Source organism: Streptomyces sp. NPDC005496, assembly GCF_042872045.1.
Classification (GTDB): Bacteria; Actinomycetota; Actinomycetes; order Streptomycetales; family Streptomycetaceae; genus Streptomyces.
Genome location: NZ_JBIAJQ010000015.1, coordinates 161,710 through 177,755, shown reverse-complemented (window position 1 = coordinate 177,755; position 16,046 = coordinate 161,710). Strand labels below are relative to the sequence as shown.

Genomic DNA, 16,046 nt, shown 5'->3' with positions numbered 1-16,046 from the left:
CCCGGCGCCGCGCGGACGAAGCCCGCCCGCCGAAGGCGGAACCACGGTGCCGTCCGCCTCCCGCGGCCCCTCCACCATGTCGCGCCCCGCCACCCCGCTTGTCCTCGGCGCCTCGGGGTAGACGAACCATGCCGTCGGATTGAGTTCAACTCTTGAATGCAAGTCCGGCACGTGCAGGGAAAAAATTCACAGCAAGCGACTATTGACTTCGAAACTTGAAGGCATAGGCTCTGCAACGTTGTTTTTACCTTCAGGTGGTGGGCGGCGCGAAGGTGTGCGCCACTGGTAGGACCACTGAAGGGCTCGCCCCCACCCCCGGCAGTGAGGCCGGTGGCCCGAGGAGTTCACGTGACCAGCACAGCGCAGGCGTCAGGAGCCAGGACGGCTCACCCCGATCATCTCGGGCACGTCATCTTCATCGCGGCGGCGGCCGCGATGGGCGGCTTCCTGTTCGGCTACGACAGTGCTGTCATCAACGGTGCCGTCGAGGCCATCCGCAGCCGCTACGACGTCGGCTCCGCGGCCCTGGCCCAGGTCATCGCCATCGCGCTGATCGGCTGTGCCATCGGCGCCGCGACCGCGGGCCGCATCGCGGACCGCATCGGCCGCATCCGCTGCATGCAGATCTCCGCCGTGCTGTTCACCGTCAGCGCCATCGGGTCCGCGCTGCCCTTCGCCCTGTGGGACCTGGCCTTCTGGCGCGTGGTCGGCGGCTTCGCCATCGGCATGGCCTCCGTGATCGGCCCGGCCTACATCGCCGAGGTCGCGCCCGCCGCCTACCGCGGACGGCTCGGCTCCTTCCAGCAGGCCGCGATCGTCATCGGCATCGCGATCTCCCAGCTGGTCAACTGGGGCATCCTGAACGCCGCCGACGGCGACCAGCGCGGTGAGCTGCTCGGCCTGGAGGCCTGGCAGGTCATGCTCGGCGTGATGGTCGTGCCCGCCGTCCTCTACGGCCTGCTGTCCTTCGCGATCCCCGAGTCGCCGCGCTACCTGATCTCCGCCGGCAAGGATGCCCGCGCCCGCGAGGTGCTCGCCGAGGTGGAGGGCAAGGACGTCGACCTGGACGCCCGCGTCGCCGAGATCGAGCTCGCCATGAAGCGCGAGCACAAGTCGACCTTCAAGGACCTGCTCGGCGGCAAGTTCTTCTTCCTGCCGATCGTCTGGATCGGTATCGGCCTCTCGGTCTTCCAGCAGTTCGTCGGCATCAACGTGGCGTTCTACTACTCCTCCACGCTGTGGCAGTCCGTCGGCGTCGACCCCTCGCAGTCGTTCTTCTACTCGTTCACGACGTCGATCATCAACATCATCGGCACCGTGATCGCCATGATCTTCGTGGACCGGGTCGGCCGCAGGCCCCTCGCGCTCATCGGTTCCGCCGGTATGGTCGTCGGTCTCGCCCTGGAGGCCTGGGCCTTCTCGTTCGACCTGGTCGACGGCAAGCTGCCGACCACCCAGGGCTGGGTCGCCCTGATCGCCGCCCACGTCTTCGTGCTCTTCTTCGCCCTCTCCTGGGGTGTCGTCGTCTGGGTCTTCCTCGGCGAGATGTTCCCGAACCGGATCCGCGCCGCCGCGCTCGGCGTCGCCGCCTCCGCGCAGTGGATCGCCAACTGGGCCATCACTGCGAGCTTCCCGTCGCTGGCCGACTGGAACCTCTCCGCGACCTACGTGATCTACACGATCTTCGCCGCGCTCTCCATCCCCTTCGTGCTCAAGTTCGTGAAGGAGACCAAGGGCAAGGCCCTGGAGGAGATGGGCTGACCGCCCCGAGTCTCGGGGGGGAGTGGCCAAGTCCCCGCTGCCCCTCTCCCCGTATCCGTGAAGGCGTACCGCCCCGGCTCAGACCGTGAGGTCAGTGAGCCGGGGCAGTACGTTCTCGCAGAACAGGTGCAGGCTGCGCCAGCCCTCGTCCACGGGCATCCCGCCCGACAGCGGGTGCAGCACGTGGGTGTCCAGCCGCTGCGCCACGCACTCGTCGGGCGTGAGGATCCGGTACACGCCCTCCCCGCGCAGCTCGTCGACGGTCGTCGCCCCCGACTTCACCGCCGAGCGGATGCCGCCGGACTGCCAGGAGGCGTACGTCCGCGCCTCGTGCAGGAAGTGCTCGCCGTACTCCGCCCACACCTGGTCCGGGTCCTCGGCGATGTGCAGCAGGGGTGTCACGGCGGACGGCATCATGGTCCAGCCCTCGGTCCCGTACTCGGCCAGCCGGTCCTTGTAGTACGCCTCCAGCTCCGGCAGGTGCGCGCTCGGGAAGAACGGCAGCCCCAGCCGGGCGGCCCGCCGCGCCGCCGCCTTCGAGGACCCGCCGACCAGCAGCAGGGGATGCGGGTCGGAGTACGGCCGCGGGGTGACCCGAACCGTACGGCCCCGGTACGTGAACTCCTCGCCGGTCCACGCCTTCAGCACCGTCTCCAGGAGCTCGTCCTGGAGGGCGCCGCGCCGCTTCCAGTCCACGTCGAAGAGGGCGTACTCCTCGGGCCGGTAGCCGATGCCGGCCACCGTCACCAGACGGCCGCCGCTCAGCAGGTCCAGTACGGCGATGTCCTCGGCGAGCCGCAGCGGATCGTGCAGCGGGCCGATCACCGCCGAGACGGTGACCGCGAGGCGCCGCGTCGCGCCGAGCACCGCCCCCGCGAAGGTGAACGGGGAGGGCAGCCAGTTGTTGGCGACGCCGTGGTGTTCCTCGGTCTGCACGGTGCTGATCCCGCGGTCGTCGGCATACGCGGCCATCTCGACAGCCGCCCGGTAGCGGGCGCTCAGCGACGCGGGCGTGGCGTCTGGCTCGACGAGGTTGAAGCGTACGACCGTGACGGGCATGGAGAAGTCCCCCTTCGCCGGGCGGGCGGGGTGCCGGTGCAGGGGGACGTTAGCTGACGGGGCGTCAGACGGCCAGGGGTGCGCGTCGCCGCTCGCGTACCGGCTCGGCGCTCGCGTACCCGCCACGGCACTCGTGTCTGTTTCTCGCCGCGCCGCGCCTCGCACCCGTACGCGTCGGCCCGGGTCCTCCCGGCCGCCGGGGCGGCGGCGCGCCCGGGACGGCGGGGGAGCCGGGCACCGGGACCGGCGGCCCCGATCGGCGGCCCGGCACGGCACCGGCTGGCGGGACGCCGCGGGGCCCGGCGCCCGGGCGGGCGTCACAGGCTGGGCTCCCCGGAGGGCCATGGCCGATACTGAGGAGGTTATGGAAACCGTCATCCTTGCTGTAGTCATCGCCGTGGTCGTGATCGGCGCGCTCGGCGGGCTCGTCGTCGGCAGCCGCAAGCGCAAGCAGCTGCCCCCGCCGCCGCCCTCCACGCCCGACATCACCGCCCCTCCGGCCGAACCGCACGTCGGCGACGAGGCCGAGACACCGCGCGACGAGTCGCGCAGAACCATCGAGGAGGTGGACCTTCCGGACCGCTCGGCCTCGGCGCCCGTCGCCGTCGAGGAGCCCCCGACGGTCGCACCCCCGATCGAGATCCCGGAGCCGACCGCCGGACGCCTCGTGCGGCTGCGTGCCCGGCTCTCCCGCTCGCAGAACGCGCTGGGCAAGGGGCTGCTCACGCTCCTCGCGCGCGAACACCTCGACGAGGACACCTGGGAGGAGATCGAGGACACCCTGCTCACCGCCGACGTCGGCGTGCAGCCCACACAGGAGCTGGTCGAGCGGCTGCGCGAGCGCGTGAAGGTGCTCGGCACGCGCACGCCCGAGGAGCTCCGCGGCCTGCTGCGCGAGGAACTGCTCACGCTCCTCGTCCCCGAGTTCGACCGCGAGGTCAAGACCGACTCGAACCTCGACACCCCGGGCATCGTGATGGTCGTCGGGGTGAACGGCACCGGCAAGACCACCACCACCGGCAAGCTCGCCCGGGTGCTCGTCGCCGACGGCAGGAACGTGGTGCTGGGCGCGGCCGACACCTTCCGTGCCGCCGCCGCCGACCAGCTCCAGACCTGGGGCGAGCGCGTCGGCGCCCGCACCGTGCGCGGTCCCGAGGGCGGCGACCCCGCCTCCGTGGCCTTCGACTCGGTCAAGGAGGGCATCGAGACCGGCGCCGACGTCGTCCTCATCGACACCGCCGGGCGTCTGCACACCAAGACCGGCCTCATGGACGAGCTCGGCAAGGTCAAGCGCGTCGTCGAGAAGCACGCGCCGCTCGACGAGGTGCTGCTCGTCCTCGACGCGACGACCGGGCAGAACGGTCTCGTGCAGGCCCGGGTCTTCGCGGAGGTCGTGGACATCACGGGCATCGTGCTGACCAAGCTCGACGGCACCGCCAAGGGCGGCATCGTCATCGCCGTCCAGCGCGAGCTGGGCGTGCCGGTCAAGCTGGTGGGCCTCGGCGAGGGCGCGGACGACCTGGCGCCGTTCGAGCCGGAGGCGTTCGTTGACGCCCTTATCGGAGAGTGACCACCCGCTGAGACCGGCGGATGGACAGGACGCACCCGCCTCGGCAGGTGCGCGGAGAAGCGCCCGTCCCCAGGCTGCGGTGGGGGACGGGCGCTTCGCTGTGCGGTCCTAGACGCGTGAGCGGTGGGCCACGTACGCCAGGGTCCCCAGGAGCAGCCGTGCCTGTGGCGGCCGGGTCGCCGAGTCCAGCGCGGGCGGGCGCAGCCAGCGGACCGGGCCGAGGCCCCCGCGGTCGGAGGGCGGGGCGGTGACGTACGTACCGGGGCCGAGGCCGTGCAGGTCGAGGTCCGCGTCGTCCCAGCCCATGCGGTAGAGCAACCGGGGCAGTTCGGCGGCGGCGCCCGGGGCGACGAAGAAGTGGGCGCGGCCGTCGGGGGAGGCCGTCACGGGCCCGAGGGGGAGCCCCATCCGTTCGAGCCGGGCGAGGGCGCGGCGCCCGGCCGCCTCGGCGACCTCGATCACGTCGAAGGCGCGCCCCGCCTTCAGCATCACGGCGGCGCCGGGGAACTCGCCCCAGATGTCGGAGACCTCGTCGAGGGTGGCGCCCGCCGGGATTACCGGGGCGAAGTCCAGGGGGTGCGCTCCGGGGGCGGGGCAGTCCGCCTTGCCGCAGGAGCAGACGCCGGCCGCGGCGCGGGCGCCGGGCACCACGTCCCAGCCCCAGAGTCCGGTGAACTCGGCCACGGCGGTGCACTCCGAGGAGCGCCCGCGGCGCCGAGCGCCGGGCCGGATTTCGCGCATCCCGCGAGTGCCGCCGATCGTGAAGCCCATGCCCCCTCCAACGGGTCCAGCGCGCCGGTGGTTACGAAGCGAATCCGGATTGTGACTCTCTGTTTCGCTGCTTCCCGGCTTCCGCGTGTTCCAGGCAGCGCGTGGAAGTACTCAGGGTGGCGCGCTCGTCTCCGTGCGCCCCTGAATGCACCCCTCCGCCCGGCACTTCTCGTCCTGTGTCAAGTGAATCGCGTGAAGGCCACCGGTAGTTCATTCGAAGGGGTGGCGAATGGTGGCGTTTCCGGGATCGCCATGGCTGGACGGGTGATCGTAGGATTACTTTGAGTGCACAAGCCCCGGGGATGCGCGCACTCGTGGGTATGCCGGAGGCAACTCGGCTTCCCGTTCGAAGGGTGACAACTGCCGGACGCGCGGCGGTGTTTACCGGCATTCTGATAGGGCTTGGCGCACGCAGCGTACAAGTGGTCTGAGGGATGGGGGCGTTCCAGTGGGCGGCAACGGCGGAGGCGCGACGAACGCTGAGAAGCGCCCCAACGACATGCTCGGCTCGTGGTTCGTGCGCAGCGGCTGGTCGAAGGGCGAGCTCGCCCGGCAAGTCAACCGCAGGGCACGCCAGTTGGGGGCCAGCCACATCTCCACCGACACCTCGCGCGTACGCCGCTGGCTGGACGGTGAGAACCCCCGGGAGCCGATCCCGCGCATCCTCTCCGAGCTGTTCTCGGAGCGGTTCGGGTGCGTCGTCGCCGTCGAGGACCTGGGCCTGCGCACCGCCCACCAGTCACCGTCCGTGTCGGGGGTCGACCTGCCCTGGACGGGCCCGCAGACGGTGGCGCTCATCAGCGAGTTCTCGCGCAGCGACCTGATGCTGGCGCGGCGCGGCTTCCTCGGCAGCTCACTGGCCCTCGCCGCCGGACCCACCCTGATCGAGCCCATGCAGCGCTGGCTGGTGCCCAGTCCGACGGCGCCGCGCCCCGAGCCCGAGCCGGCCGCCTCCGCGCGCCGCGGCAACCGCCTGTCCAAGCCCGAGCTGGACCTGCTGGAATCGACCACCGTGATGTTCCGGCAGTGGGACGCCCAGTGCGGCGGCGGCCTGCGCCGCAAGGCGGTGGTCGGCCAGCTGCACGAGGTGACGGACCTGCTCCAGGAGCCGCAGCCCGAGGCCACGAACAGGCGCCTGTTCAAGGTCGCGGCCGAACTCGCCGAGCTGGCGGGCTGGATGAGCTACGACGTGGGGCTCCAGCCGACCGCGCAGAAGTACTTCGTGCTCGCGCTGCACGCGGCCAAGGAGGCCGGCGACAAGCCCCTCGGCTCGTACATCCTCTCCAGCATGAGCCGCCAGATGATCCACCTCGGGCGGCCCGACGACGCGCTCGAACTCGTCCATCTCGCGCAGTACGGAAGCCGCGACTGCGCGAGCCCGCGCACCCAGGCCATGCTGTATGCGATGGAGGCCCGCGCCTACGCCAACATGGGGCAGCCCGGCAAGTGCAAGCGGGCCGTCAGGATGGCCGAGGACACCTTCGCCGACATACACGAATGGGACGACCCGGACCCCGACTGGATCCGCTTCTTCTCCGAGGCCGAGCTGTACGGGGAGAACTCGCACTCCTACCGCGACCTCGCCTATGTCGCCGGCCGCAGCCCCACCTACGCCTCGCTGGCCGAGCCGCTGATGCAGCGGGCAGTCGACCTCTTCGCCAAGGACTCCGAGCACCAGCGGTCGTACGCACTCAACCTGATCGGCCTGGCGACGGTGCACCTGCTCCAGCGCGAGCCCGAGCGGGGTGCGGTCCTGGCCAAGCAGGCGATGGTGAGCGCCAAGAAGGTGCGTTCCGAGCGGGTGAACACCCGTATCCGGAAGACCGTCGACACGGCCGTACGCGATTTCGGTGAGCTCGCCGAGATCATCGACCTCACCGACCAGCTCGCCGTCGACCTGCCCGAGACCGTCGAGGCGGCGGTCTGACCCGGGCCGCGCGAGCGGCCCCGCCCCGTACCCCGGCCGCGGCCGGCCGTCCCGAACTGCCCGACTCGGCTCCCCCATGCCAGGTCATCGGACGGCCGGTCGCGGCCGGCCCACTGCCCGCGACAGAAGGTTGCGCCACGATAACGATCGCCCGGCCCGGCATCAGGCAGTTCATGGACGCGTAACACACAAGGTGCCTTCGTCACTGCGGCGAAACATCGAGGGGCGTCGACGGAAACCGCGCTGCGTCAATCTCATGGCGCATAACCGGCCCACCCCTCATACCGCTCAGGCTTCGCCCGCACGGGGCCGTACCAACGACGAGGAGACGCCGATGGCATCAGCCATCATGCTTGCGGCGGACGCACCGAAGCTGTCGTCCGCCAACACAGGCTTCATGCTCATCTGTTCCGCCCTGGTGATGCTCATGACACCGGGCCTGGCCTTCTTCTACGGAGGCATGGTCCGCGTCAAGAGCACCCTGAACATGCTGATGATGAGCTTCATCAGCCTCGGGATCGTCACCATCCTGTGGGTGCTCTACGGCTTCTCGCTCGCCTTCGGCACCGACTCCGGCAGCGTCATCGGATGGTCGTCCGACTACGTCGGCTTCAGCGGCATCGGCCTGACCGAGCTGTGGGACGGCTACACCATCCCGGTCTACGTCTTCGCCGTCTTCCAGCTGATGTTCGCGATCATCACGCCCGCCCTGATCAGCGGTGCCCTCGCGGACCGCGTGAAGTTCACCGCCTGGGCGCTGTTCATCACCCTCTGGGTCACGATCGTGTACTTCCCCGTCGCCCACTGGGTGTGGGGCACCGGCGGCTGGGCGTTCGAGCTCGGCGTCATCGACTTCGCCGGCGGTACGGCGGTCCACATCAACGCGGGCGCCGCGGCACTCGGCGTGATCCTCGTCATCGGCAAGCGGGTCGGCTTCAAGAAGGACCCGATGCGCCCGCACAGCCTGCCGCTGGTCATGCTCGGCTCCGGTCTGCTGTGGTTCGGCTGGTTCGGCTTCAACGCCGGCTCGTGGCTCGGCAACGACGACGGCGTCGGCGCGCTGATGTTCGTCAACACGCAGGTCGCCACCGCCGCCGCGATGCTGGCCTGGCTGGCCTACGAGAAGATCCGCCACGGCGCGTTCACCACCCTCGGTGCCGCCTCCGGCGCGGTCGCCGGTCTGGTCGCGATCACCCCGTCCGGCGGAGCGGTCTCCCCGCTCGGCGCGATCGCCGTCGGCGCCATCGCCGGTGTGCTGTGCGCCATGGCCGTCGGCCTCAAGTACAAGCTCGGCTACGACGACTCGCTCGACGTCGTCGGTGTCCACCTCGTCGGCGGTGTCGTGGGCTCCCTGCTCATCGGCTTCTTCGCCAGCGGCGGCGGCCAGTCCGACGTCCAGGGCCTCTTCTACGGCGGCGGCCTCGACCAGTTCTGGAAGCAGTGCGCCGGTGTCTTCGCCGTCCTCGGCTACTCCCTGGTGGTCTCCGCGATCCTCGCCTTCCTGATCGACAAGACCATCGGGATGCGCGTCGCGGACGACGAGGAGGTGGCCGGCATCGACCAGGCCGAACACGCCGAGACCGCATACGACTTCAGCGGCGCCGGCGGCGGTCTGGACCGGACCGCCGTGGCCGCCCCGGTCCAGGACAGCGCGAGCAAGAAGGTGGACGCATGAAGCTCATCACCGCCGTCGTGAAGCCTCACCGGCTCGACGAGATCAAGGAGGCCCTCCAGGCCTTCGGCGTGCACGGTCTCACCGTCACCGAGGCCAGCGGCTACGGTCGGCAGCGGGGACACACCGAGGTCTACCGTGGTGCCGAGTACACCGTCGACCTGGTCCCCAAGATCCGCATCGAGGTGCTGGTCGAGGACGACGACGCCGAACAGCTCATCGACGTCGTCGTGAAGGCCGCCCGCACCGGCAAGATCGGTGACGGCAAGGTCTGGTCCGTCCCGGTCGACACCGCCGTCCGCGTCCGGACCGGCGAGCGCGGCCCGGACGCGCTGTAGAAGCGAAGAAAGACAGGAGTCGCTGGGTGACGAGTACGGACATGCGCACGGATGCAGAGGACTCGGGACCCAGCGGCTACGCGGCGGCCCGGCTGCGCCTCCTCCAGGAGGGGGCGCGGTCCGGGCCGCCGCGCCGTGCGGCCCTCGCCGAACTGACGGACGACTGGCTCACCGGCCTGTTCGACGCCGGCGCCGCGGGGCTGCGCGGTGTCTCCCTCGTCGCCGTCGGCGGCTACGGCCGCGGCGAGCTCTCCCCGCGCAGCGACCTCGACCTGCTGCTCCTGCACGACGGCGGGGACGCCAAGGAGATCGCCGCCCTGGCCGACCGCATCTGGTACCCGGTCTGGGACCTCGGCCTCGCCCTCGACCACTCCGTGCGCACGCCCGCCGAGGCCCGCAGGACGGCGGGCGAGGACCTCAAGGTCCAGCTCGGCCTGCTCGACGCCCGCCACCTCGCCGGCGACCTCGGCCTGACCGCCGGACTGCGTACGGCCGTACTCGCCGACTGGCGCAACCAGGCGCCCAAACGCCTGCCCGAACTCCAGGAGCTGTGCGCCGAACGCGCCGAACGGCAGGGCGAACTCCAGTACCTCCTGGAGCCGGACCTCAAGGAGGCCCGCGGCGGGCTCAGGGACGCCACGGCCCTGCGCGCCGTCGCCGCGTCCTGGCTCGCCGACGCCCCCCGCGAAGGGCTCGCCGACGCCCGGCGCAGGCTCCTCGACGTACGCGACGCGCTGCACCTCGCCACCGGCCGCGCCACCGACCGCCTCGCCCTCCAGGAACAGGACCAGGTCGCCGCCGAACTCGGCCTGCTCGACGCCGACACCCTGCTGCGCCAGGTGTACGAGGCGGCGCGCGTCGTCTCGTACGCCAGCGACGTCACCTGGCGCGAGGTGGGCCGCGTGCTCAGGTCGCGGGCCGTCCGGCCGCGCCTGCGCGCCATGCTCGGCGGCGCCAAGCCCACCGCCGAGCGCTCCCCGCTCGCCGAGGGCGTGGTGGAACAGGACGGCGAGGTCGTCCTCGCCCGCGCCGCCCGGCCCGAGCGCGATCCCGTGCTCCCGCTGCGCGCCGCCGCGGCGGCCGCCCAGTCCGGACTCCCGCTCTCCCTGCACGCCGTTCGCCGGATGGCCGCCGTCGCCCGCCCGCTGCCGACGCCCTGGCCGGCCGAGGCCCGCGAACAGCTGGTGACCCTGCTCGGTTCGGGCCGACCGACCATCGAGGTCTGGGAGGCGCTGGAGGCCGAGGGACTCATCACCCGGCTGCTGCCCGACTGGGAGCGGGTGCGCTGCCGGCCGCAGCGCAACGCCGTCCACATCTGGACCGTCGACCGCCACCTCATCGAGACCGCCGTCCGCGCCTCCGAACTGACCCGCCGCGTCGGCCGCCCCGACCTGCTGCTCGTCGCCGCGCTGCTGCACGACATCGGCAAGGGCTGGCCCGGCGACCACTCGGTGGCGGGCGAGATCATCGCCAAGGACGTCGCCGCCCGCATCGGCTTCGACCGCGCCGAGGTCGCCGTCCTCGCCACCCTGGTCCGCCACCACCTGCTGCTCGTCGAGACCGCCACCCGGCGCGACCTGGAGGACCCCGCCACCGTGCGCTCGGTCGCCGAGGCCGTCGGCTCGCAGGGCACCCTCGAACTGCTGCACGCGCTCACCGAGGCCGACGCGCTGGCCACCGGACCGGCCGCATGGTCGTCCTGGCGCGGATCCCTCGTCGCCGACCTGGTGAAACGCGTCGCCGCCGTACTCGCCGGGGACGCCCCCGAGGAACCGGACGACGCCGCGCCCACCGCCGAGCAGGAGCGGCTCGCCATCGAGGCGTTCCGCACCGGCGGACCCGTCCTCGCCCTGCGCGCGCAGACGGAGGCACCGGCCGAGGAGGAACCCTCCGGCGACCCGGAACCGCTCGGCGTGGAACTGCTCATCGCCGTCCCCGACCAGCCCGAGGTGCTGCCCGCCGTGGCCGGTGTCCTCGCCATGCACCGGCTGACCGTCCGCACCGCCGAGCTGCGGGCCCTGGACCTGTCCGAGTCCGTGCAGGGCTCCGTCCTGCTGCTCAACTGGCGGGTCGCCGCCGAGTACGGCTCCCTGCCGCAGGCCGCCCGGCTGCGCGCCGACCTCGTCCGCGCCCTGGAGGGCTCCCTGGACATCGCGGGCCGGCTCGCCGAGCGGGACGCCGCCTACCCGCGGCGCCGCGGGACGGTCGCGCCGCCCGCCCGGGTCACGGTCGCCCCCGCCGCCTCCCGGCACGCCACGGTCATCGAGGTCCGCGCCCACGACGCCCCCGGCCTGCTGCACCGCATCGGCCGGGCGCTGGAGAAGGCGAACGTACGCGTGCGCAGCATGCACGTGTCCACCCTGGGCGCCAACGCCGTGGACGCCTTCTACGTCACCGGCACCGAGGGCACGCCCCTGCCCGGCGAGGAGGCGGCCACGGTGGCCAGGGCCCTGGAGGAGACCTTGCGCGCCTAGGGAACCGGGGCGTGCCGCGGGTTCGCGCGGGGGAGTGGACCGGGCCCGCGGAGCCGTCCCGGAGGGGGTACGGCCGCGTTCGTACGATGGCGCAGACAGTCTCGTACGAACGCGGTGGAGACCCCACCGCGCCCGGCCGGATACCCTGGAGGGCGATTCCCATCGCCCCCGACCCCTGAGGACAGACGAGCGCCGTGTTCGATACTCTCTCCGATCGCCTCTCAGCGACGTTCAAGAACCTGCGGGGCAAGGGCCGGCTGTCCGAAGCTGACATCGACGCCACCGCACGCGAGATCCGTATCGCGCTCCTCGAAGCCGACGTGGCGCTGCCGGTCGTGCGGACCTTCATCAAGAACGTCAAGGAGCGCGCCCTCGGCTCCGAGGTCTCCAAGGCGCTGAACCCCGCCCAGCAGGTCCTCAAGATCGTCAACGACGAGCTGGTCACGATCCTCGGCGGCGAGACCCGGCGCCTGCGCTTCGCCAAGAACCCGCCCACCGTGATCATGCTCGCGGGCCTCCAGGGTGCCGGTAAGACCACGCTCGCCGGAAAGCTCGGCAAGTGGCTCAAGGACCAGGGGCACTCCCCGATCCTGGTGGCCGCCGACCTCCAGCGCCCGAACGCGGTCAACCAGCTCAGCGTCGTCGCCGAGCGCGCCGGCGTCGCGGTCTACGCCCCGGAGCCGGGCAACGGCGTCGGCGACCCGGTCAAGGTCGCCAAGGACTCCATCGAGTTCGCGAAGACGAAGGTCCACGACATCGTCATCGTGGACACCGCCGGCCGCCTCGGCATCGACCAGGAGCTGATGCAGCAGGCCGCGGACATCCGCGACGCGGTCTCGCCCGACGAGATCCTCTTCGTCGTCGACGCCATGATCGGCCAGGACGCGGTCAACACCGCCGAGTCCTTCCGCGACGGTGTCGGGTTCGACGGCGTGGTCCTGTCCAAGCTCGACGGCGACGCCCGCGGTGGTGCCGCGCTGTCGATCGCGTCCGTGACCGGCAAGCCGATCATGTTCGCGTCGAACGGCGAGAAGCTGGACGACTTCGACGCCTTCCACCCCGACCGGATGGCCTCCCGCATCCTCGACATGGGTGACCTGCTCACCCTGATCGAGCAGGCGGAGAAGACGTTCAGTCAGGAAGAGGCCGAGAAGATGGCCTCGAAGCTGGCGTCCAAGAAGGGCCAGGACTTCACGCTCGACGACTTCCTGGCGCAGATGGAGCAGGTCAGGAAGATGGGCAGCATCTCCAAGCTGCTCGGCATGCTTCCCGGCATGGGCCAGATCAAGGACCAGATCAACAACCTGGACGAGCGTGACGTCGACCGCACGGCCGCGATCATCAAGTCGATGACGCCGGCCGAGCGCCAGGAGCCGACGATCATCAACGGCTCGCGCCGCGCCCGTATCGCCAAGGGTTCCGGTACCGAGGTCAGCGCCGTCAAGAACCTGGTCGAGCGGTTCTTCGAGGCCCGCAAGATGATGTCCCGCATGGCGCAGGGCGGCGGCATGCCGGGGATGCCCGGGATGCCGGGCATGGGCGGCGGTCCCGGCCGCGCCAAGAAGAAGCAGAAGCAGGCCAAGGGCAAGCAGCGCTCCGGCAACCCGATGAAGCGCAGGCAGCAGGAGCTGGAGGAGGCGCAGCGCCGCGAGGCCGGCCCCCAGCCCGGCGGCGCCTTCGGTCTGCCGCAGCAGGCCCAGGACTTCGAACTGCCCGACGAGTTCAAGAAGTTCATGGGCTGACGGTCCTACTCCGCAGCACGGTCGCCCGTACGCCACCGGGGGCGCCCCACGACAGGGGCGCCCCCGGTGGCGTACCCGCGGCTGCCCGGCCGGGCGGCACGCGGGCCGTCCGCTCACCTCACGGGACGCGGGCGATCAGATAGCGGAAGACGTTGGTCATCCACACCGTGCCGTCCTTCCGGCGGTGCGGATGGAGCGCCTCCGTCAGCTCCTTGTCGACCTGCACCCGGTCGGTCGCGGCGATCGCGGCGTCGAACAGCCCGGTCGACACCAGTCCCCGCACCGCGTTGCCCACATCGGCGTACCCGAAGGGGCAGGCCACCCGCCCCGATCCGTCCGGCCGCAGCCCGGCCCGCTGGGCGACCTCCTCCAGGTCGTCGCGCCGGGCGGGGCGCCAGCCGCTCCTGCGCGGCCGCGGTTCGGCCAGTTCGGTGGCCACCCGCAGCACGGAGGACGTGGTGCACCGCTCCGGCGGACCCCAGCCGGCCAGCACGACGGACGCGCCGTGCCCGGCGAGCGGCGCCGCCGTCTCCAGCAGTTCCCCGAGCCCTTCGGAGTCCCCGGCCACACAGCCGATCGGCTCGAACGCCGTCACCACGGTGTACGCGGGGGAGTCCCCGTCGCCCAGGTCGGCCGGGCCCCCTTCGACGAGCCGGGCCTCGCCACGCGCACGCGTGCCCCTCGTCTCCGGCAGCATCCGTTCCCGCGCCAGCGCCAGCCGTTCGGCCGAGGAGTCCACACCGGTGACGGAGGCACCCCGCGACGCCGCCATCAGCAGCGCCAGGCCCGCCCCGCAGCCGAGGCCGAGCAGCCGCGTCCCGTCACCCACTTCGAGTCGCTCGTAGACGGCCTCGTAGAGCGGGACCAGCATCCGCTCCTGGATCTCGGCCCAGTCACGCGCGCGTGCACACCGATCGACGCGAGGAGGGTGTCCCGCGTGAGCCGGCTGCTGCCGCACGAGCGTAGGTGTCATCGAAAGCGCCCCAATCCGCCGAGAGTTGTCGCCGTGCCCCGTTTCCATGGCCCCCGTGCAGTGCGCTCGCACTCCCCCCGTATGCCAGATAACTCCGCGCTCGTCCCGGCGTCCAGGGGTTGCGGGCCTTTGCTTGCGTACCGTCCGCACACGCCGTCGTACTCCGTCGGATCCACGTGCGCGCGAGGTTTGGGCCACGCCGCGGCGGGCCACCGCCGTGGCTTGCGCGGCATGGCGGAGGCCCCGTTCTCCCGTCCCGGGTGGGCGACTTGGCGATGCGGCCGCGGGCTCCTGTGCACCACCGGGGGCTCCTCACCCCGCATGGCGGGTGGCCTGATCGTGTCGTACGGCGATGACAGCGGGTCGCCGGTGCCGCCGCGCCGCGCCCCGTCCGGAGCGTCGTCCTCGCCGTCAAGGAGGACGACGCGGTTCCGGCCAAGGTCCGCGAGACCGGCGACCGGCTGCGGCCGCCGGGCGTGCGCGTCCACGTCGGCGACCGCACGGACACCCCGTTCAGGCACCACACCGCCGGTCCCGCTCGACGTTCCCCGGACCGGTGCCGGCCGTCCTGGAGGAGGACCAGGCGCTGCTCCTCGAAAGTCCCGCACGGCGGACGGGTCCACCGTCGCGGCGGGCGGCCGGCCCGCATCCCACGGACCGACCTGGGCGAAGAGGGCGAGGTCCGGCTCGCCGGGCGCCCGGTGACCGTACGGTGGGCGGTGGCGGAGGACGGGTCGGTGCCGGACGCCGACCGCGCACCCGGTAACGTCACCCCCGTGGCGCGTGCCTTCCCGCCCGCCACGGAGCGCGGCCGAAAGGCCCCTTGCGCATCTGATGACGTCGGGTGCCCCGGCGTACGGAGCCCGTGTACGGGCCGAGACGTACGCGTGGCTACGTACCGGCTGGAGGCGAACTGTGAGGCTTCTCCGCAGATCAGCGCACCCGCCCTCGTCAGGACGCATCAGCGGCAACTGACGGGTACGTGCAAATTATTTGGGATGCCCCGGAATAGGAACACAGAGGCACCTCGGCTCGTTGTCACGACGTGAGCACGACACCACCTGTTCTCGCCGCAGAGCTGGCAGGGGCGTGGGCCGACATTCAGCGGCACCACCCCGAGCTGCCGGATCTCGCCGCGCCCGAATCCCTGATCGGGGAGTCGTCGTCCGCCTGCGGACACGAACTCTCCTTCGAGCGACTGCTTCACGAGGCAGTCCACGGCATCGCCGCCGCACGCGGAGTCCGCGACACCTCGCGCGCCGGCCGGTACCACAACCGCAGATTCCTCGCCATCGCGGAGGAGCTGGGCCTGGACCACCCCGAGGAGCCGCATCCCAGCAGCGGCTTCTCGCTGGTCACGCTCAACCCCGAAGCGAAGCGGCGCTACCGCCCGACCATCGAGCGGCTCCAGCGCGCCCTGAAGGCGCACTCGGCGGCGACCGCCGCGGACACGGCCCGCAGTTTCCGGGGCCCGGCCGCCCGGCACGGCTCGTCCGGGGGAGGAGTCCGGGTCAAGGCGGTCTGCGACTGCGGGCGCAACGTCCGCGTCGTCCCGTCGGTCCTGGCGCAGGCCCCCATCGTGTGCGGGGGGTGCGGCAAACCCTTCCGGATCCCGGAGGTCGTGGGCGCGGCGGCGGGCTGAGCCCCGCGTCCCGCGCTGGCGTGCCGCACGGGGCGGTACGGCCGGGCGCGGGAGCGCCTCGCAGCGCCGGGTCGCGGTCGGCTACCAGCGGCGAGCGGCGGCACCTCGTGGGTGCCG

General features: G+C 71.9%; 11 protein-coding genes and 1 pseudogene. 9 read left to right on the top strand and 3 right to left on the bottom strand.

All coding sequences use genetic code 11. The features are described 5' to 3' along the window. The first annotated feature begins 348 nt into the window (after positions 1–348). Positions 349–1,761 carry a sugar porter family MFS transporter gene (locus ACFYQQ_RS36085; protein WP_355791950.1) on the top strand — a complete coding sequence of 471 codons (1,413 nt, stop codon included), beginning with the start codon at positions 349–351 and terminating at the stop codon, positions 1,759–1,761. Positions 1,762–1,839: 78 nt separating this feature from the next. Here the strand turns inward: ACFYQQ_RS36085 and ACFYQQ_RS36080 are convergent, their stop codons facing one another. Next, positions 1,840–2,820, bottom strand: a complete 981-nt coding sequence (locus ACFYQQ_RS36080; RefSeq protein ID WP_356243157.1) for an LLM class flavin-dependent oxidoreductase — start codon at positions 2,818–2,820, stop codon at positions 1,840–1,842. 364 nt (positions 2,821–3,184) lie between these two features. On the opposite strand from ACFYQQ_RS36080, the gene ftsY reads away from it, so the two are divergent. Continuing rightward, positions 3,185–4,390 carry a signal recognition particle-docking protein FtsY gene (gene ftsY, locus ACFYQQ_RS36075; protein ID WP_355793681.1) on the top strand — a complete coding sequence of 402 codons (1,206 nt, stop codon included), beginning with the start codon at positions 3,185–3,187 and terminating at the stop codon, positions 4,388–4,390. Between the two features lie 108 nt (positions 4,391–4,498). Here the strand turns inward: ftsY and ACFYQQ_RS36070 are convergent, their stop codons facing one another. After that, positions 4,499–5,161, bottom strand: coding sequence for a bifunctional DNA primase/polymerase (locus tag ACFYQQ_RS36070; RefSeq protein WP_355793679.1), 663 nt, complete (start codon positions 5,159–5,161; stop codon positions 4,499–4,501). A gap of 448 nt (positions 5,162–5,609) precedes the next feature. Between ACFYQQ_RS36070 and ACFYQQ_RS36065 the strand changes: the two genes are divergently transcribed. The 5 genes from ACFYQQ_RS36065 (at position 5,610) to ffh (ending at position 13,314) form a co-directional block, all read left to right on the top strand. Beyond that, complete coding sequence (locus tag ACFYQQ_RS36065; RefSeq protein ID WP_356171952.1) at positions 5,610–7,088, top strand: hypothetical protein; 1,479 nt, start codon at positions 5,610–5,612, stop codon at positions 7,086–7,088. Between the two features lie 334 nt (positions 7,089–7,422). Next, the gene (locus ACFYQQ_RS36060) at positions 7,423–8,763 is read left to right on the top strand and encodes an ammonium transporter (RefSeq protein ID WP_355790016.1); all 1,341 of its coding nucleotides are present in this window, start codon (positions 7,423–7,425) and stop codon (positions 8,761–8,763) included. After that, positions 8,760–9,098, top strand: coding sequence for a P-II family nitrogen regulator (locus ACFYQQ_RS36055; RefSeq protein ID WP_142192909.1), 339 nt, complete (start codon positions 8,760–8,762; stop codon positions 9,096–9,098). The genes ACFYQQ_RS36060 and ACFYQQ_RS36055 overlap by 4 nt, the downstream gene beginning before the upstream one ends. A 26-nt stretch (positions 9,099–9,124) precedes the next feature. Next, positions 9,125–11,572, top strand: coding sequence for a [protein-PII] uridylyltransferase (locus tag ACFYQQ_RS36050; RefSeq protein ID WP_356171956.1), 2,448 nt, complete (start codon positions 9,125–9,127; stop codon positions 11,570–11,572). A 194-nt stretch (positions 11,573–11,766) separates the two neighbouring features. Then, the gene (ffh, locus tag ACFYQQ_RS36045; protein ID WP_355792966.1) at positions 11,767–13,314 is read left to right on the top strand and encodes a signal recognition particle protein; all 1,548 of its coding nucleotides are present in this window, start codon (positions 11,767–11,769) and stop codon (positions 13,312–13,314) included. Between the two features lie 118 nt (positions 13,315–13,432). On the opposite strand, the gene ACFYQQ_RS36040 is transcribed toward ffh, so the two are convergent. Next, positions 13,433–14,287: a methyltransferase domain-containing protein gene (locus ACFYQQ_RS36040; RefSeq protein ID WP_355792968.1), complete on the bottom strand. Its 855-nt coding sequence runs from the start codon at positions 14,285–14,287 to the stop codon at positions 13,433–13,435. A 297-nt stretch (positions 14,288–14,584) separates the two neighbouring features. On the opposite strand from ACFYQQ_RS36040, the pseudogene ACFYQQ_RS36035 reads away from it, so the two are divergent. Both ACFYQQ_RS36035 and ACFYQQ_RS36030 read left to right on the top strand, forming a co-directional pair. Next, positions 14,585–15,078: pseudogene (locus tag ACFYQQ_RS36035) on the top strand (proline--tRNA ligase); the annotation flags it as partial. Between the two features lie 254 nt (positions 15,079–15,332). After that, a complete protein-coding gene (locus ACFYQQ_RS36030) occupies positions 15,333–15,929 on the top strand; it encodes a hypothetical protein (RefSeq protein ID WP_351544937.1) in 597 nt (198 codons plus the stop codon). The last annotated feature ends 117 nt before the right edge of the window (positions 15,930–16,046 follow it).

Coding starts and splice junctions, on each gene's coding strand:
- ACFYQQ_RS36070 (WP_355793679.1), bottom strand. CDS start 5,161: ATGGGCTTCACGATCGGCGGCACTCGCGGGATGCGCGAAATCCGGCCC.
- ACFYQQ_RS36040 (WP_355792968.1), bottom strand. CDS start 14,287: ATGACACCTACGCTCGTGCGGCAGCAGCCGGCTCACGCGGGACACCCT.
- ACFYQQ_RS36055 (WP_142192909.1), top strand. CDS start 8,760: ATGAAGCTCATCACCGCCGTCGTGAAGCCTCACCGGCTCGACGAGATC.
- ftsY (WP_355793681.1), top strand. CDS start 3,185: ATGGAAACCGTCATCCTTGCTGTAGTCATCGCCGTGGTCGTGATCGGC.
- ACFYQQ_RS36060 (WP_355790016.1), top strand. CDS start 7,423: ATGGCATCAGCCATCATGCTTGCGGCGGACGCACCGAAGCTGTCGTCC.
- ACFYQQ_RS36080 (WP_356243157.1), bottom strand. CDS start 2,820: ATGCCCGTCACGGTCGTACGCTTCAACCTCGTCGAGCCAGACGCCACG.